Source organism: Azotobacter bryophylli (assembly GCF_042643485.1).
In the GTDB taxonomy this organism is placed as follows: domain Bacteria; phylum Pseudomonadota; class Gammaproteobacteria; order Pseudomonadales; family Pseudomonadaceae; genus Azotobacter; species Azotobacter bryophylli.
The window spans coordinates 58,209-82,863 of sequence record NZ_JBHRSJ010000016.1; the positions used below are offsets into that span (position 1 = coordinate 58,209).

General features: G+C 61.7%; 24 protein-coding genes. 12 read left to right on the plus strand and 12 right to left on the minus strand.

Annotated features, from left to right (window positions below; all coding sequences use genetic code 11):
* Positions 1–37 precede the first annotated feature (37 nt).
* Together ACFOJE_RS08840 and sixA are read left to right on the plus strand one after the other, a co-directional pair.
* Positions 38–376, plus strand: coding sequence for a DUF4389 domain-containing protein (locus tag ACFOJE_RS08840; RefSeq protein WP_377813955.1), 339 nt, complete (start codon positions 38–40; stop codon positions 374–376).
* On the plus strand, positions 373–837 hold the full coding sequence (sixA, locus tag ACFOJE_RS08845) for a phosphohistidine phosphatase SixA (RefSeq protein WP_377813956.1): 465 nt from the start codon (positions 373–375) through the stop codon (positions 835–837). Before ACFOJE_RS08840 ends, sixA begins: the two co-directional genes overlap by 4 nt.
* Before the next feature lie 15 nt (positions 838–852).
* On the opposite strand, the gene ACFOJE_RS08850 is transcribed toward sixA, so the two are convergent.
* Complete coding sequence (locus tag ACFOJE_RS08850; RefSeq protein ID WP_377813957.1) at positions 853–3,561, minus strand: cation-transporting P-type ATPase; 2,709 nt, start codon at positions 3,559–3,561, stop codon at positions 853–855.
* Positions 3,562–3,730: 169 nt separating this feature from the next.
* On the opposite strand from ACFOJE_RS08850, the gene ACFOJE_RS08855 reads away from it, so the two are divergent.
* Genes ACFOJE_RS08855 through ACFOJE_RS08865 form a run of 3 tightly spaced genes read left to right on the plus strand, consistent with a single transcriptional unit; the run spans position 3,731 to position 7,601 of the window.
* Positions 3,731–4,648, plus strand: a complete 918-nt coding sequence (locus tag ACFOJE_RS08855; RefSeq protein ID WP_377813958.1) for an AAA family ATPase — start codon at positions 3,731–3,733, stop codon at positions 4,646–4,648.
* On the plus strand, positions 4,648–5,607 hold the full coding sequence (locus ACFOJE_RS08860) for a DUF58 domain-containing protein (protein ID WP_377813959.1): 960 nt from the start codon (positions 4,648–4,650) through the stop codon (positions 5,605–5,607). The genes ACFOJE_RS08855 and ACFOJE_RS08860 overlap by 1 nt, the downstream gene beginning before the upstream one ends.
* Positions 5,604–7,601: a transglutaminase TgpA family protein gene (locus ACFOJE_RS08865; RefSeq protein WP_377813960.1), complete on the plus strand. Its 1,998-nt coding sequence runs from the start codon at positions 5,604–5,606 to the stop codon at positions 7,599–7,601. Before ACFOJE_RS08860 ends, ACFOJE_RS08865 begins: the two co-directional genes overlap by 4 nt.
* 404 nt (positions 7,602–8,005) lie before the next feature.
* Here ACFOJE_RS08865 and ACFOJE_RS08870 read toward each other — a convergent pair whose 3' ends face one another.
* Positions 8,006–8,824 (minus strand): TatD family hydrolase, encoded by an 819-nt coding sequence (locus ACFOJE_RS08870; protein ID WP_377814130.1) that lies wholly within the window; start codon positions 8,822–8,824, stop codon positions 8,006–8,008.
* 206 nt (positions 8,825–9,030) lie between these two features.
* On the opposite strand from ACFOJE_RS08870, the gene ACFOJE_RS08875 reads away from it, so the two are divergent.
* Entirely contained in the window at positions 9,031–10,452 is a 1,422-nt protein-coding gene (locus tag ACFOJE_RS08875; RefSeq protein WP_377814131.1) for an MltF family protein, read from the plus strand.
* Here the strand turns inward: ACFOJE_RS08875 and thpR are convergent.
* Positions 10,449–10,970, minus strand: a complete 522-nt coding sequence (gene thpR / locus ACFOJE_RS08880) for an RNA 2',3'-cyclic phosphodiesterase (RefSeq protein ID WP_377813961.1) — start codon at positions 10,968–10,970, stop codon at positions 10,449–10,451. The two genes, ACFOJE_RS08875 and thpR, sit on opposite strands and share 4 nt — an antisense overlap.
* A gap of 117 nt (positions 10,971–11,087) precedes the next feature.
* Between thpR and ACFOJE_RS08885 the strand changes: the two genes are divergently transcribed.
* On the plus strand, positions 11,088–11,396 hold the full coding sequence (locus tag ACFOJE_RS08885; RefSeq protein WP_377813962.1) for a class I SAM-dependent methyltransferase: 309 nt from the start codon (positions 11,088–11,090) through the stop codon (positions 11,394–11,396).
* Positions 11,397–11,406: 10 nt separating this feature from the next.
* On the opposite strand, the gene greB is transcribed toward ACFOJE_RS08885, so the two are convergent.
* The 3 genes from greB to ACFOJE_RS08900 are packed head-to-tail and all read right to left on the minus strand — an operon-like array spanning position 11,407 to position 15,141.
* Positions 11,407–11,904: a transcription elongation factor GreB gene (gene greB, locus ACFOJE_RS08890; RefSeq protein ID WP_377813963.1), complete on the minus strand. Its 498-nt coding sequence runs from the start codon at positions 11,902–11,904 to the stop codon at positions 11,407–11,409.
* Between the two features lie 46 nt (positions 11,905–11,950).
* Positions 11,951–14,458, minus strand: coding sequence for an ABC transporter permease (locus tag ACFOJE_RS08895; RefSeq protein WP_377813964.1), 2,508 nt, complete (start codon positions 14,456–14,458; stop codon positions 11,951–11,953).
* Positions 14,431–15,141, minus strand: coding sequence for an ABC transporter ATP-binding protein (locus ACFOJE_RS08900; protein WP_377813965.1), 711 nt, complete (start codon positions 15,139–15,141; stop codon positions 14,431–14,433). The genes ACFOJE_RS08895 and ACFOJE_RS08900 overlap by 28 nt, the downstream gene beginning before the upstream one ends.
* 10 nt (positions 15,142–15,151) lie before the next feature.
* Between ACFOJE_RS08900 and ACFOJE_RS08905 the strand changes: the two genes are divergently transcribed.
* The 3 genes from ACFOJE_RS08905 (at position 15,152) to ACFOJE_RS08915 (ending at position 17,140) form a co-directional block, all read left to right on the plus strand.
* The gene (locus ACFOJE_RS08905) at positions 15,152–15,757 is read left to right on the plus strand and encodes an arylesterase (RefSeq protein ID WP_377814132.1); all 606 of its coding nucleotides are present in this window, start codon (positions 15,152–15,154) and stop codon (positions 15,755–15,757) included.
* A 68-nt stretch (positions 15,758–15,825) separates the two neighbouring features.
* Complete coding sequence (locus tag ACFOJE_RS08910) at positions 15,826–16,119, plus strand: hypothetical protein (RefSeq protein ID WP_377813966.1); 294 nt, start codon at positions 15,826–15,828, stop codon at positions 16,117–16,119.
* Between the two features lie 61 nt (positions 16,120–16,180).
* On the plus strand, positions 16,181–17,140 hold the full coding sequence (locus ACFOJE_RS08915) for a L,D-transpeptidase family protein (RefSeq protein WP_377813967.1): 960 nt from the start codon (positions 16,181–16,183) through the stop codon (positions 17,138–17,140).
* Positions 17,141–17,263: 123 nt separating this feature from the next.
* Here ACFOJE_RS08915 and ACFOJE_RS08920 read toward each other — a convergent pair whose 3' ends face one another.
* Positions 17,264–17,515: an Lpp/OprI family alanine-zipper lipoprotein gene (locus tag ACFOJE_RS08920; RefSeq protein WP_377813968.1), complete on the minus strand. Its 252-nt coding sequence runs from the start codon at positions 17,513–17,515 to the stop codon at positions 17,264–17,266.
* Positions 17,516–17,897: 382 nt separating this feature from the next.
* Here ACFOJE_RS08920 and ACFOJE_RS08925 point away from each other — a divergent pair, with 382 nt between their 5' ends.
* A complete protein-coding gene (locus tag ACFOJE_RS08925; RefSeq protein ID WP_377813969.1) occupies positions 17,898–18,182 on the plus strand; it encodes a GNAT family N-acetyltransferase in 285 nt (94 codons plus the stop codon).
* Between the two features lie 39 nt (positions 18,183–18,221).
* Here the strand turns inward: ACFOJE_RS08925 and ACFOJE_RS08930 are convergent, their stop codons facing one another.
* A complete protein-coding gene (locus ACFOJE_RS08930) occupies positions 18,222–19,298 on the minus strand; it encodes a 3-deoxy-7-phosphoheptulonate synthase (RefSeq protein ID WP_377813970.1) in 1,077 nt (358 codons plus the stop codon).
* 146 nt (positions 19,299–19,444) lie between these two features.
* Entirely contained in the window at positions 19,445–19,969 is a 525-nt protein-coding gene (locus ACFOJE_RS08935) for a PilZ domain-containing protein (protein WP_377813971.1), read from the minus strand.
* A gap of 305 nt (positions 19,970–20,274) precedes the next feature.
* On the opposite strand from ACFOJE_RS08935, the gene cysB reads away from it, so the two are divergent.
* A complete protein-coding gene (gene cysB, locus ACFOJE_RS08940; protein WP_377813972.1) occupies positions 20,275–21,249 on the plus strand; it encodes an HTH-type transcriptional regulator CysB in 975 nt (324 codons plus the stop codon).
* A gap of 77 nt (positions 21,250–21,326) precedes the next feature.
* Here the strand turns inward: cysB and ACFOJE_RS08945 are convergent, their stop codons facing one another.
* From ACFOJE_RS08945 to ACFOJE_RS08955, 3 genes are all read right to left on the minus strand, one after another.
* Positions 21,327–22,061, minus strand: a complete 735-nt coding sequence (locus ACFOJE_RS08945; RefSeq protein WP_377814133.1) for a phosphoadenylyl-sulfate reductase — start codon at positions 22,059–22,061, stop codon at positions 21,327–21,329.
* 104 nt (positions 22,062–22,165) lie between these two features.
* On the minus strand, positions 22,166–23,533 hold the full coding sequence (gene pabB / locus ACFOJE_RS08950; RefSeq protein ID WP_377813973.1) for an aminodeoxychorismate synthase component I: 1,368 nt from the start codon (positions 23,531–23,533) through the stop codon (positions 22,166–22,168).
* A gap of 131 nt (positions 23,534–23,664) precedes the next feature.
* Complete coding sequence (locus ACFOJE_RS08955) at positions 23,665–24,654, minus strand: alpha-L-glutamate ligase-like protein (RefSeq protein WP_377813974.1); 990 nt, start codon at positions 24,652–24,654, stop codon at positions 23,665–23,667.
* Between the last annotated feature and the right edge of the window lies 1 nt (position 24,655).

Below are 24,655 nucleotides of genomic sequence, written 5' to 3' on the forward strand. Positions count from 1 at the left end.
TATCCGGCATCTTTTCATCCCCGAACGAGGAGGCCCCATGGGCGAACCCGAAGAGCTGAGGCGAGAGGCGCTTCTGCTGCGTATCCTTTGGATGGTGCTGTTCAGCATCGTCTGGCAACTGGCTCAGTTCGTGCTGGGCGGCGCCGTCCTGCTGCAGCTCGCCCTGCGCCTGATAAACGGCGTGCCGAGCACCAGTCTGATGGCCTTTGGCGACAGCCTCGGCCAGTATCTGGCGCAGATAGTTCGCTTCGGCACTTTCCATACCGACGAGAAGCCTTGGCCATTCGCCGACTGGCCGCAATCGCAGCCTGCCGACAGTGAGTTGACCGGCCTGATCGCGACTCCCCCGGTGGCGGAGCCGGAATCCAAGGCATGAAGCTCTGGCTGTTGCGCCATGGACAGGCCGAGTGGCTGGCTCGTACCGATGCCGAGCGCCCGCTGACTGCCCATGGCCGTGAGGAGGTTCGGAGCATGGCGGCGCGTCTCGCCGCTCGCCCGCTGCGGACCATCCTCGCCAGCCCCTACGTGCGTGCCCGGCAGACGGCGGAGCTGGTGCGAGAGGCGTTCGGCGGCTGTCCAGAGCTGGTCATCGTCGACTGGCTGATGCCGGAACGCGATCTGCAGCAGGCCCTTGATCAATTGGCCGCTCGCGACGAGGAGGAGCTCCTGCTGGTCGGCCATCAGCCCCTGATCGGCGCGCTGACCGGCATGCTGGTTCATGGCCATCAGCAGTCTCCCGTGCCCATGGCGACCGCCGCTCTGGCCGAGCTTGACGGCGAGTTGCCGCTGGCCGGGGCGATGTCGCTGACGGCGCTGCATCAGCCCGGCGCCGATTGAGACGCGCCGCTTCCTTCATGCCTGCTGCTGGGCGCCAGGGCTGACTTGGCGCCAGCGGTGCAGAGTCTTCTCCAGCTCCACCATCAGGCAGACGCCGAGTGCGGCCAGCAGGCACCAGGCCCAGGCCTCTAGCTCCAGCCCCGTGGTGGCGAACAACTCCTGCAGGGGAGGCCAGTAGGTGAAGGCCAGTTGCAGCAGCAATATCAGCAGCACCATTCCCCAGAGCATGGGATTTCTGCGGATGGCGAAGCTGGCGGGCTCGCTCAGCCGGCGGCAGCTGAACAGGTAACCGATCTCTCCGGCGACCAGCACGTTCACGGCTAGGGTCCGGCTGGCTTCCAGAGTCCAGCCGCTGGCCTGGCTGTACTCGAACAGACCGCCGCTGGCCAAGGTGAGCAGGACCGAGACGAAAGCGACCCGCCATAGCATCCAGGCGCTGAGCAGCGGCGCCTGCGGGGACCTGGGCGGCAGGCGCATGATGCTGCTTTCGGCCGGCTCGAAGGCCAGGGTCAGTGCCAGGGTGACGGCGGTGATCATGTTGACCCAGAGGATCTGCAGCGGCGTGACCGGCAGCGCCAGACCGAGGGCGATGGCGGCCAGCAGCACCAAGGCCTGCCCGCCATTGGTGGGCAGGATGAAGAGAATCGACTTCTTCAGGTTGTCGTAGACCGTGCGCCCTTCGGCGACCGCATGCACCAGCGTGGCGAAGTTGTCGTCGGCCAGTACCATCTGCGCCGCCTCCTTGGCTACCTCGGTGCCCTTGATGCCCATGGCGATGCCGATATCTGCCCGTTTCAGCGCCGGCGCGTCGTTGACCCCGTCGCCGGTCATCGCCACCCGTGCGCCGCATGCCTGCAGGCGTTGCACCAGGCGCAGCTTGTGCGCCGGGTTGGTCCGCGCGAACACGCTGGTCTCGGCCAGCCTGGCATCGAGTTCGGAATCGCTCAACTGATCCAGTTCGGCGCCGGTGATCGCCCTGCCGCCGTTCAGTCCCAGACGCTGGGCGATGGCGCTGGCGGTAGCGGCATGGTCGCCGGTGATCATCTTCACGGCGATGCCGGAGCTGTGACATTCGGCGATGGCGCGGATGGCCTCCTCCCGCGGTGGGTCGATCATGCCGACCAGGCCGAGGAAGATGAAGTCGCCATTCAGGTCGCTCTCGTTCAGCACCTGCTGCGGTTTCTCCAGCGGCCGCATGGCCAGACCGAGCATGCGCAAGCCCTGGCTCGCGCCCTCTTCCAGGCGCTGGCGCCAGTAGCGCGGATCCAGGGCCTGATCGCGGCCGGCGCACCACTGCCGGTTGCAGACTTCCAGCAGGCGCTCCGGGGCGCCGAACTGGTAGATCAGGCCATGGTCGGCGTGATCATGGTGCAGGCTGGCCAGGCTGCGACGTTCGGCGCTGAAGGGAATCGCATCAACCCGCGGCAGGCGCCGGCTTTCCTGCTGCCGCTGCAGACCGAGCTTGCCGGCGAGGGTGAGCAGGGCCGCCTCGGTGGGGTCGCCAGTGATGCACCAGCTGTCGTCCAGCAGGCGCAGCGTGGCGCTGTTGGCCAGCAGCCCGGCGCGGGCCAGTTCGATCAGATCGTCGGCTTCCTCGAGCTTGCAGAGCTTGTCGTCGTCGCAGCGGATCTTGCCGTCCGGGGCATAGCCGATGCCCTCCACTTCGTAGCTGTGCTCGGCGGTGTAGATGCGCTGCACGGTCATCTCGTTGCGCGTCAGGGTGCCGGTCTTGTCGGAACAGATCACCGTCACCGCCCCCAGACTTTCCACGGCAGGCAGGTGGCGGATGATCGCCCGATGGCGGGCCATGCGTTGCACACCCAGGGCGAGGATGATGGTCAGCACGGCCGGCAGGCCTTCCGGAATGGCCGCCACCGCCAGCCCCACGGCGGCCAGCAGCATGTCGTCGGCCGAGTGGCCGCGCAGCAGCACGCCGAAGACGAAGGTGGCCAGGGCGAGGACCAGGATGATCAGGGTCAGTTGCCTGGCGAAGTGCGAGATGTCCGCCAGCAGAGGGGTCTGCAGGCGTTTCACGTCGCCGAGCATGTGGCTGATACGGCCGAGCTCGGTGCAGTCCGCGGTGGCCACCACCAGCCCGACGCCGCTGCCGGCGCTGACCAGGGTGCCGGAGTAGGCCATGCTGCTGCGGTCGCCGAGTTCGGCGGCGGCGCCGACGGGCTCGACCTGCTTGTCGCTGGGCAGCGACTCGCCGGTCAGGGCCGCCTCCTCGATGCGCAGTTCGCGGGTCGCCAGCAAGCGCAGATCGGCCGGTACCCGGTCGCCGGCCTCCAGCAGGACCACGTCGCCCGGTACCAGATCCTCCGCTGGCAGCACGCGCACCTTGTCGTCCCGGCGTACCCGGCTTTCGTGGGTCAGCATCTTCTGGATCGCCAACATGGCCTGTTCGGCCTTGCCTTCCTGGATAAAGCCGGCGATGGCGTTTATCAGCACCACGCCGAAGATCACCGCGCTGTCGATCCATTCGCCGAGAAACAGAGTGACTCCGCAGGAGGCCAGCAGCACATAGATCAGTACGTTGTGGAACTGCAGGAGGAAGCGCTTCACTGGATGGGTCCGGCGTCGCTGCGGCAGGCGGTTGGGGCCGTGCTCCTGCAGCCGGCGCTCGGCTTCGCTGCTGGAAAGGCCGTCCCGACTGCTGCGCAGCTGGACGAGGCTGGCCTGGGCCGGTTGGGCGTGCCACTCTGAGCGCGCAGGACTCTGCATTGCATTCTCCATCCTGGGAAGTTTCTCCGAACCATGGTCGCGGCGGACCGGAGGCGCATTGGCCTGTGTCAACGGACAGTTCACATTTCTGCTTCGCGGCGGCCCGCAGGCCTTGCCGTTCGATCATGCGCCGGTAGCATCACTGTTTCCGTATGCGAGGAGGTTCGAGATGCGTACCCGGCTGGATAGCTGTCTTGAGAGTATCAATCAAGTATTGCTGGACAAAGATTCCCAGGTACGCCTAGCGCTCGCCTGTCTGCTCGCTCGCGGCCACCTGTTGATCGAGGATCTGCCCGGCATGGGCAAGACCACGCTCAGCCACGCCCTGGCCAGGGTGCTCGGCCTGAGCTTCCAGCGCATCCAATTCACTTCCGACCTGCTGCCAGGGGACATCCTCGGTACGTCGGTGTTCGACAAGGACAGCGGGCAGTTCGTTTTTCATCCGGGACCGATCTTCGCCGAGCTGGTCCTAGCCGACGAGATCAATCGGGCGACTCCGAAGAGTCAGAGCGCGCTGCTCGAAGCGATGGAGGAGGGGCAGGTGACCATCGAGGGCGCCACCCGACCACTGCCCGAGCCCTTTTTCGTGATCGCCACGCAGAACCCGGCCAACCAGGGCGGGACCTTCGCCCTGCCGGAGTCCCAGCTGGACCGCTTCCTCATGCGGTTGTCGCTGGGTTATCCGGCGAAAGCCGCGGAGAAGGCTCTGCTACAGGACGGTTCGCGGCGCGAATGGTTGCCGCGTCTGGAGCCGCAGCTCGACCGTGCCGCACTCGCCAGGATCCAGGCCGAGGTGACGCAGGTGCGCGCCAGCGATGCACTGATCGATTATGTGCTGCGCCTGGTCGGGGCCACCCGCAGCCAGCCGCAAATCGCCTGGGGACTATCGCCGCGCGCCAGCCTCGGCCTGTTGGCCGCGGCGAGGGCCTGGGCGTATCTCGCAGGGCGCGACTACGTGATTCCCGAGGACGTCCAGGTGGTGCTGCCCGCGGTTGCCGGCCACCGACTGCACGATCGGGCCGATTCCGGCGGGCATGGCGCCGGCACGCTGGTGCAGTGGCTGCTGCGCGAGGTCTCGGCGGTCTGATGCTGGCGGAGCGCGCGAACCACTTCCGCGAGCGCTGGATGAACCGGCGCTCGCCAGCAGCCGACAGCGTTCGTCTGACCCAGCGTCGCATCTTCATCATCCCCAGTCGGGTCGGGCTGGGGTTCTGTCTGTCCCTGCTGCTGATGCTGCTGGCCGCGGTCAATTACCAGAACAGCCTGGCCTACGCCCTGACCTTCCTGCTGGGCTCGGTGTTTCTGGTGAGCATCCTGCACACCTTTCGCAATCTGGCCGGACTGAGCCTGCGGGCCGGTACGGTCCCAGCGGTCTTCGCCGGCGAGCAGGCCAGCTTCCGGGTCCATCTGACGAGCGAAGGGCAGGCCCATCAGGCCGTGGCGCTGGGCTGGACGAACGGCCCCCTGCAGACGCTGGACGTACCCGCTGAGGGTGCCTGCGAGGCTGTGCTCACGCTTCCGACGGAACGGCGCGGCTGGCTCAGGGCACCACGCATGCGGGTGGAAAGCCGCTTCCCGTTGGGATTGCTGGTGGCCTGGAGTTGGGTCGATCTGCAGCAGCGGGCGTTGGTCTATCCGCGACCGCTGCGGGGAGAGCTGCCCTGGTCCGCCGGCCGGGCGATGGATAGCGAGGAGCAGGGACAGCGGCTGCAGAGCCTCGGCGCAGACGATTATCAGGGACTGCGCGCTTATCAGCCGGGCGATTCACGGTGCCGCCTCCACTGGAAGGCCTATTCCCGGGGGCAGGGGCTGCTGGTCAAGGAGTTCGCGGCATTCGGTGGAGGCGAATTGCTATTGGATTTCGACGGTCTGGAGGGCGATCAGGAGAGCCGCCTGTCGCTGCTCTGCCATTGGGTTCTGCAGCTTTCCTCCAGTCAGCAGCGATTCGTCCTGCGCCTGCCCGATCGAGTGCTCGGCCCCGGGAGCGGCGAGGCGCATCGTAGTGCCTGTCTGCAGGCCCTGGCGCTGTTCCGGGAGGGGGAATGAGCGCTGCCGCCCAGATGATCCCGCGCGTCGGACTGACCTGGCTGCTGATCGCCCAACTGCTGGTCATCCTGCCGCACCTGGGGCATCTGCCGCTGTGGGTCAGTGGTCTGTGGCTGGGCTGCGCAGCCTGGCGCGTGCAGATCTTCCGAATGCGGGCGCCTTTTCCCGGTGCCTGGGTGAAGATCCTGCTGATGCTCGCCTGCGGCGTCGGCGTGTACCTGTCCCGCGGTGGGCTGGTCGAGCTGGAGGCCGGAGTCGTGCTGCTGATAGCCGCCTTCGCCCTCAAACTGGTGGAAATGCGCACCCGACGGGATGCTTTGGTGGTGATCTTCCTGGGCCTTTTCGCCGTGGTGACTTCCTACCTGTTCGAGGACGGCATGCTCGCCGCCCTGTACAGTCTGCTGCCTGTCACGGCGCTGCTGGCGGCGCTCATCGGTCTTCAGCAGAGCGGATTGGCTGCACGGCCGAGGGATACCCTGCGATTGGCTGGCAGCCTGCTGTTGCAGGCCCTGCCGCTGATGGCCTTGCTGTTCGTCTTCTTTCCCCGGATCGATCCGCTCTGGTCGATGTCGGCGTCCAGGGAAAGCGACGTGACCGGACTTTCCGATAGCATGACGCCCGGCGAGATGGCTGAGCTGAGCCGTTCCGGCACGTTGGCTTTCCGGGTCAGCTTCGACGGCCCGATACCCGAGCGCGATCAGTTGTACTGGCGTGTGCTGACTCTGGAGCATTTCGACGGGCGCCGCTGGTCGCAGCCGGAGGACGCCAGGCTGCCGGTGACGCCGGCCTGGCAGAAGCTTGGCGAGCCGCTCGGCTACAGCATCGTCATGCAGCCGAACGAGCGCCCCTGGCTGTATGCGCTGGATGTCGCTGAGAGCAGTCTCGAGGATGCGCGCCTGATGGCGGATTTCCGCCTGCAGCGGCGCTACCCGGTGAGTCAGTCGCTGCTCTATCGAGTCACTTCCTGGCCGGCCGCATTACGCGAGCCGGAGGCCGCGGTGTCGTCCTTGCGCCGGGCGCTGCAGTTGCCCAGAGACGTCAACCCGCGGACCCGGACCTGGGCTGCCGAACTGCGCAGACTGTATCCGGAGCCGGAGCTGCTGGTGCAGAGGCTGCTCGAGCATTTCAATCGCGAGCCCTACCGCTATACCTTGAAGCCGCCAGCGGTGGGCCAGGACAGTATCGACGATTTCCTGTTCGCCACCCGCGCCGGGTTCTGTGCGCATTTCGCCGGAGCTACGACCTTCGTGCTGCGTGCTGCCGGCATTCCGGCACGGGTCGTCGCCGGTTATCAGGGCGGCGAACTCAATCCGGCGGGGAATTATCTGCTCGTGCATCAGTTCGATGCCCATGCCTGGGTCGAATACTGGCGGCCCCAATACGGCTGGGTCCGGATCGATCCGACTTTCCAGGTGGCGCCGCAACGCATCGAGCAGGGGCTGGAGCAGGCGGTGGCCGAGGAGCGCAGTTTCCTGGAGGAGGCGCCGATGTCATTGATGCGCTACCGCGGTATCGGCTGGCTCAATCGGATACGTCTGGGCTGGGACGATCTCAATTACGGCTGGCAGCGCTGGGTGCTCGGTTATCAGGGCGAGCAGCAATTGCTGATGTTGCGCTACTGGTTCGCCGGCCTCGATCTGCGCGTGCTGGGAGGCGCTGTCGTTCTGTTCGGGGGCCTGCTGTTCGGATTGGTGGCCTTGTTGTTGTTCAAGCCCTGGCAGCGCGAGCGAGATCCGCTCGAGCGTCTGTTCCGGCGTTTCGAGAGGCTGCTGGCGCGGCGTGGCGCGCTGCGCAGCCCGGGCGAGGGGGCGAGAACCTTCGCCGAGCGAGCGGCCAGACAGCTGCCGGCCCAGGCTAGAGCCATCCTGAGGTTCCTCGAACTCTTCGAAGCCCAGCGCTATGGCGGGCAGCGATGGGCACCCAGCGAGTTGGTTCATGCCTTGCGCTCGTTACGCCGGGCGTTTCCGTGGCGTCCGTGGGGCGCTCGATCATGAATCTGGTGCTATAAGGAGAGCGGAGGCTCGTCGGCTGCGGGGAGCCTGTCACTAACGCCGCCGGCGGCGAGTTTTCCAGGCACCTCCGATGGGAGAGTGCAGCGGGGCCTCGTGTCCATGCCCGTGGGGTTGCAGGGAGAACGCTGCATACAGGCCGATCACTCCGAGCATCACGGATAGCGGACTTGGACTCAGCAGAGCGCTCAATAGCACCATGCAGGCAATGATGAATATCGACATGGCAAGCAACTGCAGGGCTAGTTGGGTAGGGTCCTGATGATGATCGGTATAATGATGCCATTGCCGTTGTAGCAGTTCGGTTGCGCGCTTGCCCATGACTTCTAGCCTCCCAAGGGTTATGGAAAGTCTAGGCCGCGCTGGGCAGTGCTGCTAATGAGGACCTTCTATTCCCCCGATAGCCCTATCTCGGGCAGACCGAAGAAGCGTCGGGCGCAGGCCGTGGTATGTGCGGCCAGAGACTGTTCCGATTCGCCTCTGTGCAGGGCGACCTCGCGCAGTACCTCGACGAGGAAGGCTGGTTCGTTGTGACCGCTCTTGGGTCTTGGGCGCAAGGTGCGAGGCAGCAGATAGGGGGCATCGCTTTCCAGCATCAGTCGCCCGACGGGGATTTCCCGGACCAGCGAGTGCAGGTGGGTACCGCGGCGCTCGTCGCAGATCCAGCCGGTGATGCCAATGTGCAGATCCAGGTCCAGATAGCCGAACAGGGCCTGTTTCTCCCCCGTGAAGCAGTGTACTACTGCCGCCGACAGGTGGTCGCGGTAGTTGCGGAGAATGGCCATCAGCCGCTGACTCGCTTCTCGCTCATGGAGAAAGACGGGTTTGCCGGTCTCTGCCGCCAGGGCAAGCTGCTCCTCCAGCACTTTTTCCTGCTGATCTCGTGGCGAGAAATCACGATTGAAATCAAGACCGCATTCGCCAACGGCGCGTATCCTGCCTTCGCTCAATAGGGCCCGGAGGTGGCGGGGGCTCTCCGCAGTCCAGCCCGAAGCTTCGTGGGGATGAACGCCGGCAGTAGCGAACAGCCGATCACCATGCTCGTCCAGTTGTTCGCATAGAGCCCGCGCTTGCTCGCTGTCGTCGAGATTGGTGCCCGTCAGTACCATTTGGACGACTCCCGCCCGGTGGGCACGGCTCAGCAGGGCTTCCCGCTCGGCGGCAAAGCCAGGATGCGTCAGATTGACGCCAATATCGATGAGTTCCATGAAAACCGTCTCGGAATTGATCGAAAGCAGCATAGCATTATCATTTTCGTCATAAATGTCCTTGAAGATCAGCAAATTAAAGAATGTGGCTTTGCTGGAGGAGAATAGCCTGTGCGATCCTTGACGCTTATGGCCGGAACTTCTTCTGATCTATGTGTTCTGAAACGGTTGATTAATATCGCAAATAGTTATTAATGGGAGAGCCGATGCTCCGTCGACTGCTATTTCTGTTGTGCCTGCTGACCCTGTTGCCGTTGCCGGCAGCGGCGCGTCTGGCCGGCCCGCAGGAAGCCTGGCACAACCCGGGGCAGATACGGGATCTGGCCCAGGTGCGCAGCAGTGGCGTACTTCGCGTGCTGGTCAATCAGAGCCGCAACAGCTCCGGGGAAGTGAAAGGGGAGCCGATCGGCATCGAATACCGCCGCCTGCGTGCCTTCGAGCAGTATCTCAACCGAACGGCGGACGATGGCAGCCAGCTGACCCTGAAGTTGATTCCCATGGCCAAGGATCAATTGCTCGCCGCGCTGCAGCGTGGCGAAGGGGATCTGGTGGCGCCTGGTGAAGTCGTCCCGCGGCATGGGCGAGGCGATATCAGTCCCAGTGCGCCGGTCATGGCCAATGTGCCGCTGGTTCTGGTCAGTCGGAAAGGTGCGCGTCGCTACCAGCGTCTGGAACAGCTATCCGGCAAGAGCTTGGCGCTACCAACCGGTAGCGCCGCTGGCGAGGTCATTCAGCAGATCAACGAACGCTTGGCCCAGCGCAAGCTGTCGCCGATTGCCATCGAATGGGTTGATCCCACTCTGGCAGTCGAGGACGTTCTGGAAATGGTGCATGCCGGCATCCTCCCGTTTTCCGTGGTGGAGCTGCCGATTGCCCAGCGCTGGGCCAAGGTGCTGCCCAATCTGCAGCTAGAGCAGGGGGTGGTCTTCTCCCGCGACGGCGATATGAGCTGGTTCGTCCGTCGCGATGCCACGAACCTGCGCGCGAGTATCGATCAGTTCCTCAAGACCTATCGCGCCCCATCCGATGCGGATGCGGCCTTCCAGCGTGTCTATCTTCCCCTGTACAAGGTGCACGATCCGTTGGCCAAGACCGCCCGCAAGCGCCTGGAGAGTGTCCGTCCGGTGTTGCAACGTTTCGCCGATCAGCATGAGTTCGACTGGCTGAATCTGGCTGCGGTGGCATTCAAGGAGTCCACGCTGAATCCGACCGCCCGAGGTACGGGCAGCGCCACCGGTCTGATGCAGATTACCCCGGCGACCGCCCGCAAGGTCGGCGTTGGCAATGTCCATCAGCTGGAAAACAACGTTCAGGCCAGTGCCAAGTATCTGGCATCTATTCGCCGCCAATACTTCAACAGCCCGCATTTCAATGAGCGGGAGCGGATGGCGTTCACCTTGGCGGCCTACAACATGGGGCCCGAGCGTGTGCAGCGACTACGCGCGGAAGCCCGGCGGCGGGGGCTGAATCCCAATCAGTGGTTCTTTCAGGTGGAGCGCATTGCGGCGGAGCAACTCGGCATGGGCGTGGTCAGCTACGTCAACAGCGTGAACAAATACTTCTTCGCATTCCATCGCGAGCGCAATGCTTTGGAGCAGAACCAGCGTGTTGCGAGCGCCAAGCGCTAATCCTCTTCCCTCCGCCCCAGAAGCCAGTGAAGCAAGGGTATGTACGCCATACCCCGCCCATCGTTGATCGACTGATAAAGAGCGAAGCGCTCGATCTGGCAAGCATAGGAAGGGGCCGATAAGCCCGGCCTGATCAGACAACGCCGGGCGAGAGTCACATGGGGCCAGAATTCCCGGGTATCCAGGGGGTAGCCGCAGGCGAGCAGTCCCTCTCTCAATTGGCTTTCTAAATCCAGTAGGGCCGAGGGCGGTGATGCCGGCCCCAGAGCAAGCAGGCCATGATGGCTGATGGTCAACCGGTCTAGCGTCAGACTGAATTGGCTCGCCTCGATGCGCGAGGCTATCTCGCTCAGTTCGGCTAGGCGGTCGGCAGGCTGATCGCCCAAGAAGGCCAGCGTCAAATGCAGATTGCTCGCCGCAACCGGCCTGCCTCGCAATGTCAGGCTATCTCTCCAGGCTGCGATGATTTCGGCTTGCCGATGTGGCAGAGGTATGCCGAAGAACAGGCGCAATCCCATGTAATCTCCCGATCTTTTGACCGAACGGAAAGTGTCCTTGTCCTTGACCGGCCCTCCTCTGGCTTCCTAGGCTACCCGGTAACAGCAAACCGAATGGCTATGCAGAGAGCGATGTCGATGAGCAGCGACCGTTTCCAGATTCGTCTGGCCCCCATTACCCCGGGATTGTTCCGTCGTAGGCCGAAAATCCTCCTGGGCGGCAACGATCGACAGAGTCTCATGCATTACCTTCGCGGCTGGCCTAGCCGGTGGGGGAGAAAGGATTCTTCCCTGATTCAGTTTGCTCGCGATCCCGAATCCATCGCAGACTTCCCGGCGGACAGCTTCGATCTGGCCGTCCTGGAGGCTCCGTCGGCCAATGCCGAGGAGGTCATCCACGAGCTGACCCGTATTGCCCGTCGGGGGCTGATAACACGCCGTTGCTGAAGAGACCCGATCAAGGGTAGTCGATGGCGACTACGTACCAGGTCTTCTCTCCGGTCGGCGTCGGCACTCGGACTTCGGCATCAAGTTCCTTGCCGATCAGGGATCTGGCGAGCGGTGAGTCGATGCTGATCATGTGCTGTTTCAGATCCAGCTCATCCGGCCCTACGATGCGGTAGCGGGACTGTTCTCCTTCCTCGTCCTCGAGGGTGACCCAGGCGCCGAAATAGACCTTGTTCGGATCGCTGGGGCGCTCGCTGACCACTTTCAGCTTCTCCAGCCGTTTGGTCAGGAAGCGGACACGGCTGTCGATTTCTCTCAGCATTTTCTTTCCGTAGGTGTACTCGGCGTTCTCCGAGCGGTCGCCCTGGGCGGCCGCCTCGCTGACCGCCTGGGTCACCTGAGGGCGGCGTACATGCCAGAGTTCGTGGAGCTCGGCACGCAGACGTGCTTCTCCTTCCGGTGTGATGAGAGGGGTTCCGGCAGAACGGGGAGGTCTATAACGGCTCATGATTCTCGCAATGTCGATATAGGACGTGATGGCATGGCAAGTGGAGTCAGCTTTCCCGCATTACCTGCAGTGGGCTGGCGTTAAGCGCCTGGCGGGTTCCCATCACTCCGGCCGTGCCCACCAGCAGGGCGCCCAGAACCGGTAGCAGCAGGAGCCAGGGATGGGGGTGCCAATCAAGGTCGAAGGCGAATCGATACAGCAGGGCACTGATGGTTTCGCAGCCGACTGCTGCCAGCAGGCCGCTGGCGGTGCCGAGCAAGGCGAACTCCAAGAGGCGGGCGTTGAGCAGTACTCGTCGTCGGGCACCCAGGGCGCGCAGCACGGCAGTCTGCTGGATCCGTTCATCGAGGGTCGATTGCAGTGCGGCGGACAGCACGCTGACGCCAGCCGCCAGGACGAACAGAAGAACGTACTCGATCGCCAATGTGACCTGGGCGAGGATGCTGCGCAACTGCTCCAGCAGCGCGTCGACTTGAAGCAGAGTGACGGCCGGAAAAGCTCGGGACAGCTCGACCAGTTCGTGATCTTTCCGCGGTGGCAGATAGAAGCTGGTCAAGTAGGTGATGGGTAAGTCTTCCAGGGTGCCGGGCTGGAAGATCATGTAGAAATTCGGTTGGAGGTTGTACCAGCTTACCGCTCTGAGGCTGCTGACCTGGGCGTCACGAACCAAGCCTCCAACGCTGAAGCTGAGTCGGTCGGCAAGTTTGAGACCCAGACTTTTGGCCAGTTCGGCCTCGACCGACACGCCGGGCAATTCGTTGCGGGGGATGGAGTCTCGAGTCCACCAGTGCCCCGCTGTCAGCCTGTTGTCAGGCGGCAACTGCTCGGCCCAAGCCAAGCTGAGATCTCGTTGGATGGCTCGTTCGCCTCGCGAGTCCTTGCTGACGATCTCCTGTACCGGCTGGCCGTTGATGGCAATCAGGCGGCCCGGGACCACCGGATAGAGCGGCGCCCGATGGGGAGATAGCCGGGCGAGGTGCTGCATGAAGAGATCCTTTTCTGCCGGCAGCACATTGAGGGCGAAGTGGTTAGGCGCCTGATCGGGCAATTGCTGCTGCCAGTTGTCTAGCAGCTCACCGCGAAGTAATGCGATCAGTGCCATCGCCAGAAGGATCAGGCCGAACGCCAGCGCCTGTCCAACTGCCGCCAGTGGATGGCGAAGTAATTGGCCGATCCCCAGACGCCAGACCAAAGGGGCTGCGGCCAGCAGGCGGCGCAATGTGCGCAATCCTAGCATCAGCAGCGAACCGAGCAGAAAGGTGGCCAGCAGGCCGCCACCGAGCAGTGCCAGAGTGAGCTTCAGATCTAGGCTCAGACGCCACATGATCAGTGCCAGCGCCAGCAGAGCGGCGCTATAGGATAGCCAGGCGCTGGGGGTAACCGTTGGCAGGTCGCGCCTCAGCACCCGCAGCGGCGGAGCACGGCCAAGCGCAACCAGCGGTGGCAGGGCAAAGCCAGCCAGGGCAACCAGGCCGGTGGCACATCCTGCGAGTGCCGGTGCGACGCCCGCGCCAGGCAATTCCGTCGGCAGCAGCTCGCGCAGCAGGTGGAGCAGTACCAGTTGTGCCAGCCAGCCGAGCGCAGCACCGAGAGCGCAGGCGAGCAGGCCTAGCATGAGCAATTGCAGGCCGAACACGGCGAGCGTCGCCCTGCGTGATAGCCCGAGGCAGCGCAGTAGGGCGCTGGCATCCTGACGCCGGTAGGCGAAGCGGGACGCAGAAAGGGCTACGGCCACTCCGGCGAGGAGCAGGGCCGCCAGGCTGGCAAGATTGAGATAGCGCTCGGCGCGTGCTAGTGCTCCCCCTATCTGCCGATTGCCGTCACGGGCATCCTCCAATCGTTGGTTCACCGAAAGGAGAGGTTCTATGCGCTGGCGATAGGTATGCAATGCCTCTTGACTGCCCTGCCACGAGTCGATGAACCGAACCCGGCTGCCAGGCTGTATCACTCGGGTGGACTCCAGATCGGCCAGATGCATCAGTACGTGGGGCGTGAAGCTGTAGAAATTGCCGGCGCGATCTGGCTCCTGGGTCAGTACCCGTGTCAGGCGAAGGCTCTTCTCGCCTATATCGATGTTGTCGCCGACCTTGAGGTTCAGGGCGGCGAGCAGACGCGCTTCAGCCCAGACTTCCCCGGGGGCTGGGCCATCCCTTGGAGCGTCACCTTGATAGGGCTCGGCAGCGCTCCTGAGTTCCCCTCTCAGTGGGTAGGCATTATCGGCAGCCTTGACGCTGGTCAGCTGGATCCCTTCGTCCGTGGTAATCACGCTGGAGAACTCGACCTGGCTGGAGTGTCGCAGACCCAGGTCGATGCCTGCCCGGATTTGTTCCGGCACTGCCGGAGTGCTGCCGCTCAGGCGCAGATCGGCACCGAGAAGGTCACTGGCGCGCGATAGCATGGTGCCGTTCAGGCGTGCGCTGAAATAGCCGATAGCCGTGGTTGCCGCTACGGCTATCAAGAGCGCGGCAAGCAGTACCCGCAACTCTCCCGCGCGGGCGTCTCGTACCAGTTGGCAGGCGGCCAGTATCAGCAGGCGGAGAAAGGGGAGCTGCACGGGTGGCTCCGGTTTTCGATGAGGTGACCGTCCTCCAGACGGATCAGCCGCTTGCAACGCTGGGCCAGGCGTTCGTCATGGGTAACCAGGACTAGGGTCGTACCTCGCTCCTGGTTGAGGGCGAAGAGTAAGTCGCTGATGTGCTGTCCAGTATGGCTATTGAGGTTGCCGGTTGGCTCGTCGGCGAAAAGGACGTCAGGCTCGGCGGCAAAGGCACGGGCTATTGCGACCCGCTGCTGTTCGCCGCCGGAGAGTTGACGGGGATAGTGCAATAGACGCCGACCGAGGCCGACTCGCTCCAGCAATTGTCTGGCGCGATCACGCGCATCGTGTCGGCCCTCCAGCTCCAGGGGCAGCATGACGTTTTCCAGAGCATCGAGATTGTCGAGCAATTGGAATGACTGGAAGACGAAGCCGACATGCTCGGCGCGTATCCGAGCCCGTTGGTCCTCATCCAGGCTGGCCAGATCATGCCCCATCAGACATATCTGACCGGAACTGGGCAAGTCGAGGCCGGCGAGCAGACCGAGGAGGGTGGATTTGCCCGAGCCCGAACTGCCGACGATGGCCAGGCTGGTACCCCGGGCGAGTTCCAGATCGAGCTCCTGCAGAATGGTCAGCGTGCCTTCCGTGCTGGAAACCACTTTGCTAAGGTTTCGCGCAACGAGGATGCTTGAACTCATGGGGAATCCGATGCGTGGTTGGTTGCTGGGCGGTGCTCTGGCATCGCTGCTCTGGGTACAGGGCGCCTTGGCGGATACCCTGCTGGTCGTCGGTGATAGTATCAGCGCCGCTTTCGGCCTGGAAACCGGCCAGGGGTGGGTCGCTCTGCTGGAGAGGCGCCTTGTCGAGCGAGGGCTGCAGTACCAGGTGGTGAACGCTTCCATCAGCGGCGATACCAGCGCGGGCGGTCTGGCACGTCTTCCAGCTTTGCTGGCCAACCATCATCCGCAGCTGGTGATCATCGAGCTGGGTGGCAATGATGGTTTGCGAGGGCAGTCGCCAGCTCAGCTGCAGCGGAATCTGGCAGCGATGATCGATCGCTCGCGCACAGCCGGCGCACGGGTCATGCTCTTGGGAGTGCAACTACCGCCCAATTATGGCCCACGCTACAACCAAACTTTCGCGCGTGTCTACACATCTCTCGCTGAGGAAAAGCAGGTTCCCGTGGTGCCGTTCTTTCTGGAAGGCGTCGGTGGCGTGCCGGGAATGATGCAGCCGGATGGAATACATCCCGCCGCGACTGCTCAGGTCAAAATGCTGGATAACGTCTGGCCCATCCTGGAGCCCCTGCTTTAAGAACGGGGATCGGGCTTTTCCAGCAGAGCCCTTTCGGCTAAGGTTGCGCCCCCGTTTTGGAGCCTTAGATGCCGCGTTCCTCCTGGTCCTTGCATGCCTATTATTTGATCGAGCCTGATGAGCAGCTCGATCTGTTCGCCTGCCGTGAAGTGCTCTTTCATCTTGTCGGCCGTCAATTGGAGTTGGGTGGCCAAGCCGACCGAACCCTGTGCGGAGGTTTGTTACCGGCCCAGCCACGCTGGGTCGAATTGAGCCGAGACAGATTGCGCGATAGGCGGCTCTGTCCAGCATGCCGCGCCGCGCTGGAGGCACAGCGGCGCGGAGATTGTCTCGGCTGGTCGATTCCCTGGGTTCTTGGTTAAATGGGCCAATGCTGTACAATCTGCAATTTTTAGTGTCCTGCCCACGCCAAGGATTGTCCAAATGTTCCCGCGTGTTCGTGTCGTTGCTGGCTCTCTTTCTCTTTGCGCGCTGATTCTCAGTGCTCCCTCATCCGCGCTCGAATTCCCTCTGCCCCCGCCGGGCGAGGATGTCATCGGCGAGGTGCGCGTTATCAAGGCGCAGTACGAGGACACCTTTGCCGACATCGCCACGGCTAACGATCTTGGTTACTCGGAGATGGTATCGGCTAACCCCGGTGTCGATCCTTGGTTGCCTGGGGCCGGTACCGAGATCATTCTTCCGACACGATACATTCTGCCTCCCGGTCCGCGGGAAGGGGTCGTAATCAATCTGGCCGAGTACCGGATGTATTACTTCCCCAAAGACAAGAACGTGGTTTACACCTACCCTCTGGGAGTCGGACGCGAGGGATGGGGCTCGCCTCTCGGTGAGACCAAGGTCACCGGCAAGGTGGAGAACCCCGCTTGGTATCCGCCGGCCTCGATTCGCAAGGAGCATGCAGAAAACGGAGATCCTCTACCGACCGTGATCCCGCCGGGACCTGACAATCCTCTGGGGCCGGTCAAGATGACCCTTGGCTTCAATGGATATCTGATCCATGGCTCAAACAAGAAGTTCGGCATCGGTATGCAGGTCAGTCATGGCTGTTTCCGTATGTTGAATAACAATGCCGTGGAGCTCGCGAAAATGATTCCCGTGGGGACCAAAGTGAGAATCATCGATGAGCCCTATAAGTTCGGGGTCTCGGAAGGGAAAGTTTATCTGGAGGTGCATCCTCCTCTGCGGGAGCAGGACAAAGCCAATTCGGTGGTGGACAAGCATGCCGCGTTGGTCAACAAATTGCTGAAGAGCAATCTGCCGGATCAGCGGCGCCTGGATTGGGAGGTGGTGCGCGAAGTCGTAGCTGCCGAAGACGGATTGCCTGTGGATGTGACCGGTCCCGATTCCGGGATAGCCAGTAGCCCTGTAACGGAGTTCTAATCACTTTCCTGTTCTTCCGGAGAGGGCTCCAGCCTTCTTCGGTTCTTCAGTGGTTGCAGTAATCAGTAGGCAATAAAAAAGCCGACCCTATCGGGTCGGCTTTTTTCGTCTCGGAAGAGACAATTATTTGCGGCTGGCTTTTTCCAGCATGCGCAGGGCGCGCTCGTTGGCTTCGTCAGCAGTTTGCTGAGCGTTTTGAGCGGCAGCCAGAGCTTCGTCAGCTTTGCGGTAGGCTTCGTCAGCACGAGCCTGAGCGCGAGCAGCTGCATCTTCGGTTGCAGTGATGCGAGCTTCGGTTTCTTTGGAGGCGCTGCTGCAGCCGGTAGCCAGGATGGCGGCCAGAGTCAGAGCAGAAATTTTCAGAACGTTGTTCATCATAATCCCCTTTTAAGGTGGGCTTTCAATTAAAAAAGCAATTTCCCATGGGTGGGAAATTAGCCGAGCTACATAGTACCTATAACTTTTAGTAAGTAAACTGAGTCGGAGCACGAGGCGGCTGTTTTTTTCTCTCCGAAGCGGAATTTCTTCTATTTTGTATAAAAAATATCCAAATTCTCAGTTGCTTAGAGGCCTATGAAGCTTTGCGCGTCAGTAATAACCCTGCTGCTCATCAGTTCATCGGGCATATTGCATAAAGGCGTGCTACACAAAAAGCGTAATGTTTTGCAAGTTGTGGGGAAGGGATGTGCAGACTGTTCCATCCTATTGTAAAGAACGCTAAGGTACGGGCATATCAGGATCTGTAGAGGGAGACGTGATGAGCGAGGCGTTATCCATCCATCATGACCGGGCAGGGCATCAATTCGAAGCTGTGGTGGACGGGCATCGCGCCTATCTGGCCTATATGGATCTGGGCAAGCAGACTCTGGATATCTATCGCACTTACGTGCCGATTTCGCTGCGTGGCCGAGGAATAGCGGCGGCCTTGGCGGCGGAGGCTTTGGATTATGCGGAACGTATGGGCTATACGGTGATTCCTTCCTGTTCCTATGTAGAGCGCTATATCGAGCGTCAGCAACGGGAAGCTCAGAAGGGTTGTTAAAGCAAAACGCCGGGTATACCCGGCGTTTTGCTTTTGATGTCAGATTTTCTGGCGTTTGGGCAAGATGTCCTTGATCTTGTCATGCATGCTGCGCACCGCTTTGACGGTGGTATCCCAATCGATGCAGGCGTCAGTGACCGAGACACCGTATTTCAGATCGTCCAAGTTGCTCGGGATCGACTGGTTGCCCCAGTCGAGATTGCTTTCCACCATCAGGCCGACGATGGAGGTATTGCCCTCGATGATCTGGTTCGCAATATTGTCGATAACGAGGGACTGCAGAGACGGATCCTTGTTGGAGTTGGCGTGGCTGCAGTCCACCATGATATTGGGGCGTATGCCGGCTTTTCTCAGTTCCTGTTCGCACAGAGCGACACTCACCGAGTCGTAATTCGGTTTGCCGTTGCCGCCGCGCAGGACCACATGTCCATAGGCATTGCCGCGAGTGGTAACGATGGAGACGCTACCCTGCTGGTTGATGCCGAGGAAGCGGTGCGGCCTGGATACGGACTGCAGTGCATTGATGGCTACGGTCAGGCTGCCATCGGTGCCATTCTTGAAGCCGACGGCCGAGGACAGGCCGGAAGCCATCTCCCGGTGTGTCTGGGACTCCGTGGTGCGTGCGCCAATCGCGGACCAACTGAACAGATCCTGAAGGTATTGCGGGGAGATCGGGTCCAAAGCTTCGCCGGCGGTCGGTAAACCCATTTCGGCCAGATCCAGCAGCAACTGGCGACCTATATGTAGACCGTCCTGCATCTTGAACGAGTCATCCAAGTATGGGTCGTTGATCAGCCCTTTCCAACCAACGGTGGTGCGCGGCTTCTCGAAATAGACCCGCATCACTAGGAAGAGGCTGTCGGAGACTTCTTCTGCCAGGACCTTCAGGCGCTCCGCATACTCGTGCGCTGCCTTGACGTCATGGATCGAGCAGGGGCCGACGACGACGAAAAGTCGATGGTCCTTGCCATCGAGAATGTTGCAGATCACCTCACGGCCATGGGCTACGGTGCGCATGGCTGCGTCGGTCAGCGGAATTTCACGCTTGAGCGCTTCCGGAGTGATCAGTGGGTCATTGGATACGACATTGAGATCGTTGATTGGTAAATCGGCCATCAGGGTACTCGGTAAGTCACAGCATCCGCCGCCAGCATCCTGCGCAGTGGACCACTGAAAGTGAGGCATCGGTGAGGCTAGCACCTTAACGCGTAATGCGCGACGCCGACAATGGGCATTTCTAACGCAGGCGGAGTGCGCCTGCGTCAGATGGGCATGGCGAATTCGGCGGCGTGTTGTGCGACCCACTCTTGGGCGACAGACTCGATGGGCAAGCGTTCGCCCAGCGCCCTCTCGCGTTGGCGGCGATAATGCTCAATCTGGCAGATCTGCTCGGTCATGCGGGCGCGGAACTGGGTTTCCTCGTCGAGAAAGGCCACGCCAGTCAGATAGCCCTGTTGCACCTTGTGACACCAGATCACGACGCCCAGGTAACGGGCTTGTTCGCCCAGCACGGGGATTTGCAGCTCCACCGAGCAGCCGAATCGATAACTTCGCAAGGCAAAGCAGGCCAGACCACTGCGACTGACACTATGCAGCCAGTGTCGGGGCAGGGATCCCTGCTTGCGCCGGATCAGCTTCACCGGCATGTCGCTCGGATGGCGAAAGAATCGGATGGGGGGTGGAACTGAGGGCTGCCAGTCCGCAGCCGGCATTCGCACGATTATCGCCGAGTCCGGTTGTTGATTGTAGGTCGGGGCAGATGGCTCTGTTCTCGCGTGCTCGAACATAGGATGCTCCCGTTTGCAGGGTGGACTTACCTATATGGACCTGCGGATTGGTCGATTTGTTGTATCTGACACGGACACACGGTGCCTGTGCCTGGATAGGCGGTCTGATGGAGGTGCGGACCCCGGCACCTGATTTCCCGCTTGCCTCGCAAGTAGCATTTCTCCCTTTCGAGCCAGCATAGACAAGGCTGTTCCAGCTGAAGAGTGGATGCAGAAAAGCAAAAAGTGTCTAGCTTTATTCAATGAACTATCAATAATAGTTATAAGGCAGCCAGTACTGCTATTTTGCGCTTTGAGGGGGGGTTATGAAGCTTCAGCAACTGCGTTACATATGGGAAGTGGCTCATCACGACCTCAATGTTTCTGCCACCGCGCAAAGTCTGTACACCTCGCAACCCGGTATCAGCAAGCAGATCCGCCTCCTCGAAGACGAGCTGGGGGTAGAGGTGTTCGCTCGGAGTGGGAAGCATCTGACCCGGGTGACGCCGGCAGGTGAGCGGATCATCACGACCGCCGGTGAGATCCTGCGCAAGGTGGAGAGCATCAAACAGATCGCCCAGGAATTCTCCAACGAGAAAAAGGGCACGCTATCCATCGCCACGACCCACACTCAGGCCCGCTATGCGTTGCCCAAGGTGATCAGTTCCTTCATCAAGCAGTACCCGGACGTCGCCTTGCACATGCATCAGGGCACGCCGATGCAGATCGCCGAAATGGCTGCCGACGGAACGGTCGATTTTGCGATTGCCACCGAAGGGCTCGAATTGTTCAGCGATCTGATCATGATGCCCTGTTATCGCTGGAACCGGTGTGTGGTGGTGCCTCATGGTCATCCTTTGACCAAATTGCCCAAATTGACGCTGGAAGCGGTGGCGGAATACCCGATCGTGACCTACGTCTTCGGTTTCACCGGGCGTTCCAAGTTGGACGAGGCTTTCAGCAATCGCGGCCTGGTGCCGAAGGTGGTGTTCACCGCCGCTGATGCCGACGTCATCAAGACTTACGTGCGGCTCGGGCTCGGCGTGGGGATCGTGGCGCGGATGGCCGTGGATGAGAAACTCGATAGCGATCTGGTGGCCCTGGACGCCAGTGATCTATTCGCTTCCAGCGTAACCAAGATTGGTTTCCGGCGGGGGACTTTCCTGCGTGGATTCATGTGCGACTTCATCCAGCAGTTTGCCCCGCACCTCACGCGCGACGTTTTGACCAAGGCCATGCAGTGTCATAACAAGGCCGAGCTGGACGAGCTTTTCGAGGGCGTGGAGCTGCCGGTTTATTGAGGCTCGGCTAAGCCCGGCGACTGAGTGGGGCCGCTCGCTTCAGCGAGCGGCCTGCGCTCTCTCCCGGAGGATGAAACTCAGCCCTTGGCAATCAGATTGCCGGCATGCAGGCCGCACTCCTTGTGTGCTTCTTCTTCCCACCACCAGCGACCTTCGCGCTCGTGCTGGTTGGGCAGTACCGGGCGGGTGCAGGGTTCGCAGCCGATGCTGATATAGCCTCGCTCGTGCAGGGCGTTATAGGGGATTTCCAGCATACGGATATAGCCCCACACTTCCTCGCTGGTCATCTGCGCGAGAGGATTGAATTTGTACAGAGGCTTATCCGGTTGCGAGAACGCACTATCCAGCTCGATGACGGCGACCTGGCTGCGCGTTCCCGGGCTCTGGTCGCGCCGTTGCCCCGTTGCCCAGGCGCCGATGGTGGACAGCTTGCGTTTGAGCGGCTCGATCTTGCGGATCCCGCAGCACTCGCCATGGCCATCCTTATAGAAGCTGAACAGGCCTTTTTCCGTGGCCAGAGGTTGGAGCAAGGCGGGGTCCGGAGAGAGAATTTCGATGGTCAGGCCGTAATGCTCGCGAACTCGCTCGATGAAGCGATAGGTTTCGGCATGGAGACGGCCGGTGTCCAGGCTGAAGACCTTCACGTTCTTGTTCAGCTTCCAGGCCATGTCCACCAAGACCACATCTTCGGCTCCGCTGAAGGAAATCCATAGGTCGTCGCCAAACTGCTCGAAAGCGAACTCCAGGATTTCCTGGGGCGATTTGCCAGCATAGGCAGTCGCCAGTTCAGTGGCATTCAAGGCTTGATTCATCGGGCTGACTTCCTTTGGCACGCAGATTGTTCAGAGCCGCGGATGTTAGCAAAGTGGGAATTATGCCGCTAAATAGCCAATTATGAGTCGATAGTTCTATTTCGTTATAAAGGTTTCTCAAGGCCTTCCAGCGTATCCATGAGGGTTTTCACCTTGGTAATGGATTCCTGGTATTCCGCCTCCCAGTCCGAGTCGGCGACGATGCCGCCGCCCCCCCAGCAGCTGACCTTGCCATCCTTGACCAGTAGGGTGCGGATGGTGATTGAGCTGTCCATCTCCCCTCGGACGTCCAGATAGAACAGCGAGCCGCAGTAGATGGATCGGCGTGTCGGTTCCAGCTCGTCGATTATCTGCATGGCGCGGATTTTCGGTGCACCGGTAATCGAACCGCCCGGAAAGCTGCCGGCGATCAGGTCCAGCGCGTCCTTGCCGCTGTCGAGGGTCCCGACAACCGAACTGACCAGATGATGGACGTTCGGGTAGCTCTCCAAGGCGAAGAGCTCGGGTACCCGGACCGTCCCGGCCCGGCAGCTACGGCTGAGATCGTTGCGTAACAGATCGACGATCATCAGGTTTTCCGCTCTGTCTTTGCTGCTACCGAGAAGCTCGTCGGCGAATGCCTGGTCCTCTTGGGCGGTGCGCCCGCGCGGGCGGGTGCCCTTGATCGGCCGGGTTTCGACCTGGCCGCGGCTGACGCGCATGAAGCGCTCGGGTGACAGGCTGAGGATGGCGCTGCCATCGCCCAGGCTCTGGAAGCCGGCGAAGGGAGTAGGGCAGGCGTTGCGCAGAGCCAGATAGGCGGCCAAGGGGGCACCCTGGCAGGTGGCCTGAAAGCGCTGGGTGAAGTTCACCTGGTAGCAGTCCCCGGCCCGGATATAGGCCTGAATGAGTTCGATGGCCTGGCGATAGCGACCGCGCTCCAGGTCTGCGGTGAAAGTGGCGGTCAATCGGAAGGGAGCGTCGGGAGCAGTGGGGGTATCTCGACTGTCGCTGAACAGCAGCCGTAGGCGTTCCCGCTCTTTCTCGTCCAGTTTCGGGTGGAAGACCAGTTGAGTGGTTTGGCGCTGGTGATCGCTGATGAGCGCCCAGGCATAGAGGCCCACGCAGGCATCGGCCAAACCGAGGTCGTCTGCCGCATTGGCGCTCAGGCATTCGAGGCGCCGGCCGAAGTCATACGAGAGGTAACCCATCAGTCCTCCGGCGAAAGGCAGCTCTCCCATAGCCTCATGTTCGTCCGAGCCCATGTCTTCGATAGCGAGGCGCAAGCGCTGGAGAAATTCCTGGCCGGACTCCCCGGGGGTAGGGGTGAATTGAGCGATCGGCCAGGCGCTGAGGAGGTCGTAGCGCCCCCGCTGGGCTGTCGGTCGGCCACTGTCGAAGAGGATCGCGCCGGGGGCATGGCGGATGCGCTCGAAATACGGGGTGGGGTTGGGATTATAGGGAATAGGGTGGATGAGACTGCTGGTGGGCATTGGCGTATACGGAAATGAGGATTGGCCGATTGTAGATCGGATAAGCGCGAGCCGGGAGCCTGCGAGCCCTGAATGTGAGGATGGGAATTGTGCGGGGGCAGGCTCACCTTCGATGAGCCTGCGAGGGGGAGTCAGCTGGCGGGGGAGGTTGGTACGTGGCCGAACTGCTGCTGGGAAAAGCGGACGCGCTCTTCCGGGGTTTCCTTGATGTCCTGTTTAGCCAGCTCTTCCAGGCGGGCCTCCACCGCATGGGTTCGAAGCGCCAGGCCGCAGTTGTTGGCGATCTGGATATTGAGACCGGGACGGGCGTTGAGCTCGAGGATGAGAGGGCCCTTGTCCTTGTCTAGTACCATGTCGACGCCGATATAGCCGAGGCCGCAGAGCTCATAGCAGCCGGCTGCCAGCTTCATGAAGCCGTCCCAGTTGGGCAACTGAACGCCGTCCACCGCGTTGGTGGTGTCCGGGTGCTTGGCGATCTTCTGGTTCAGCCAGGTGCCGCGCAGCGTTATGCCGGTGGCCAGGTCGACCCCTACGCCGATCGCGCCCTGGTGCAGGTTGGCTTTGCCATTGGACTGACGGGTCGGCAGACGCAGCATGCCCATCACCGGGTAGCCCATCAGGACGATGATGCGGATGTCCGGTACCCCTTCGTAGCTGATGCTCTTGAAGATCGGGTCCGGGGTCACCCGGTATTCGATCAGTGCTCGGTCGCGCCCGCCGCCCAATGAATAGAGGCCGGAAAGAATGCTGGAGATCTGCTGTTCGATCTCCTCGTGGCTGATGATCTTGCCGGAAACGGTTTTGAAGCGACCCTCGAAGCGGTCGGCGATGACGAGAATGCCGTCGCCGCCGGCGCCCTGCGCCGGCTTGATCACGAAGTCGTTGTGGTCGGCGATGATCTCGTCGAGCTTGTCGATTTCCTTCTCGGTCGAGATGATCCCGTACATCTCCGGCACGTGGATGCCGGCCTTGATGGCGCGCTCCTTGGTCAGGATCTTGTCATCCACTATCGGGTACAGGCTGCGCTTGTTGTACTTCAGCACGTAGTCCGCATTGCGCCGGTTGATGCCCATGATGCCCTTGGCTTCCAGGGCCTTCCAGGTCTTCCAGAGGTTCATCATC

Bases quoted from the DNA above. Each gene is read 5' to 3' on its own strand.
- ACFOJE_RS08840 (WP_377813955.1), top strand. From the start codon at position 38: ATGGGCGAACCCGAAGAGCTGAGGCGAGAGGCGCTTCTGCTGCGTATC.
- sixA (WP_377813956.1), top strand. From the start codon at position 373: ATGAAGCTCTGGCTGTTGCGCCATGGACAGGCCGAGTGGCTGGCTCGT.
- ACFOJE_RS08850 (WP_377813957.1), bottom strand. From the start codon at position 3,561: ATGCAGAGTCCTGCGCGCTCAGAGTGGCACGCCCAACCGGCCCAGGCC.
- ACFOJE_RS08855 (WP_377813958.1), top strand. From the start codon at position 3,731: ATGCGTACCCGGCTGGATAGCTGTCTTGAGAGTATCAATCAAGTATTG.
- ACFOJE_RS08860 (WP_377813959.1), top strand. From the start codon at position 4,648: ATGCTGGCGGAGCGCGCGAACCACTTCCGCGAGCGCTGGATGAACCGG.
- ACFOJE_RS08865 (WP_377813960.1), top strand. From the start codon at position 5,604: ATGAGCGCTGCCGCCCAGATGATCCCGCGCGTCGGACTGACCTGGCTG.
- ACFOJE_RS08870 (WP_377814130.1), bottom strand. From the start codon at position 8,824: ATGGAACTCATCGATATTGGCGTCAATCTGACGCATCCTGGCTTTGCC.
- ACFOJE_RS08875 (WP_377814131.1), top strand. From the start codon at position 9,031: ATGCTCCGTCGACTGCTATTTCTGTTGTGCCTGCTGACCCTGTTGCCG.
- thpR (WP_377813961.1), bottom strand. From the start codon at position 10,970: ATGGGATTGCGCCTGTTCTTCGGCATACCTCTGCCACATCGGCAAGCC.
- ACFOJE_RS08885 (WP_377813962.1), top strand. From the start codon at position 11,088: ATGAGCAGCGACCGTTTCCAGATTCGTCTGGCCCCCATTACCCCGGGA.
- greB (WP_377813963.1), bottom strand. From the start codon at position 11,904: ATGAGCCGTTATAGACCTCCCCGTTCTGCCGGAACCCCTCTCATCACA.
- ACFOJE_RS08900 (WP_377813965.1), bottom strand. From the start codon at position 15,141: ATGAGTTCAAGCATCCTCGTTGCGCGAAACCTTAGCAAAGTGGTTTCC.
- ACFOJE_RS08905 (WP_377814132.1), top strand. From the start codon at position 15,152: ATGCGTGGTTGGTTGCTGGGCGGTGCTCTGGCATCGCTGCTCTGGGTA.
- ACFOJE_RS08910 (WP_377813966.1), top strand. From the start codon at position 15,826: ATGCCGCGTTCCTCCTGGTCCTTGCATGCCTATTATTTGATCGAGCCT.
- ACFOJE_RS08915 (WP_377813967.1), top strand. From the start codon at position 16,181: ATGTTCCCGCGTGTTCGTGTCGTTGCTGGCTCTCTTTCTCTTTGCGCG.
- ACFOJE_RS08920 (WP_377813968.1), bottom strand. From the start codon at position 17,515: ATGAACAACGTTCTGAAAATTTCTGCTCTGACTCTGGCCGCCATCCTG.
- ACFOJE_RS08925 (WP_377813969.1), top strand. From the start codon at position 17,898: ATGAGCGAGGCGTTATCCATCCATCATGACCGGGCAGGGCATCAATTC.
- ACFOJE_RS08930 (WP_377813970.1), bottom strand. From the start codon at position 19,298: ATGGCCGATTTACCAATCAACGATCTCAATGTCGTATCCAATGACCCA.
- ACFOJE_RS08935 (WP_377813971.1), bottom strand. From the start codon at position 19,969: ATGTTCGAGCACGCGAGAACAGAGCCATCTGCCCCGACCTACAATCAA.
- cysB (WP_377813972.1), top strand. From the start codon at position 20,275: ATGAAGCTTCAGCAACTGCGTTACATATGGGAAGTGGCTCATCACGAC.
- ACFOJE_RS08945 (WP_377814133.1), bottom strand. From the start codon at position 22,061: ATGAATCAAGCCTTGAATGCCACTGAACTGGCGACTGCCTATGCTGGC.
- pabB (WP_377813973.1), bottom strand. From the start codon at position 23,533: ATGCCCACCAGCAGTCTCATCCACCCTATTCCCTATAATCCCAACCCC.
- ACFOJE_RS08955 (WP_377813974.1), bottom strand. From the start codon at position 24,654: ATGATGAACCTCTGGAAGACCTGGAAGGCCCTGGAAGCCAAGGGCATC.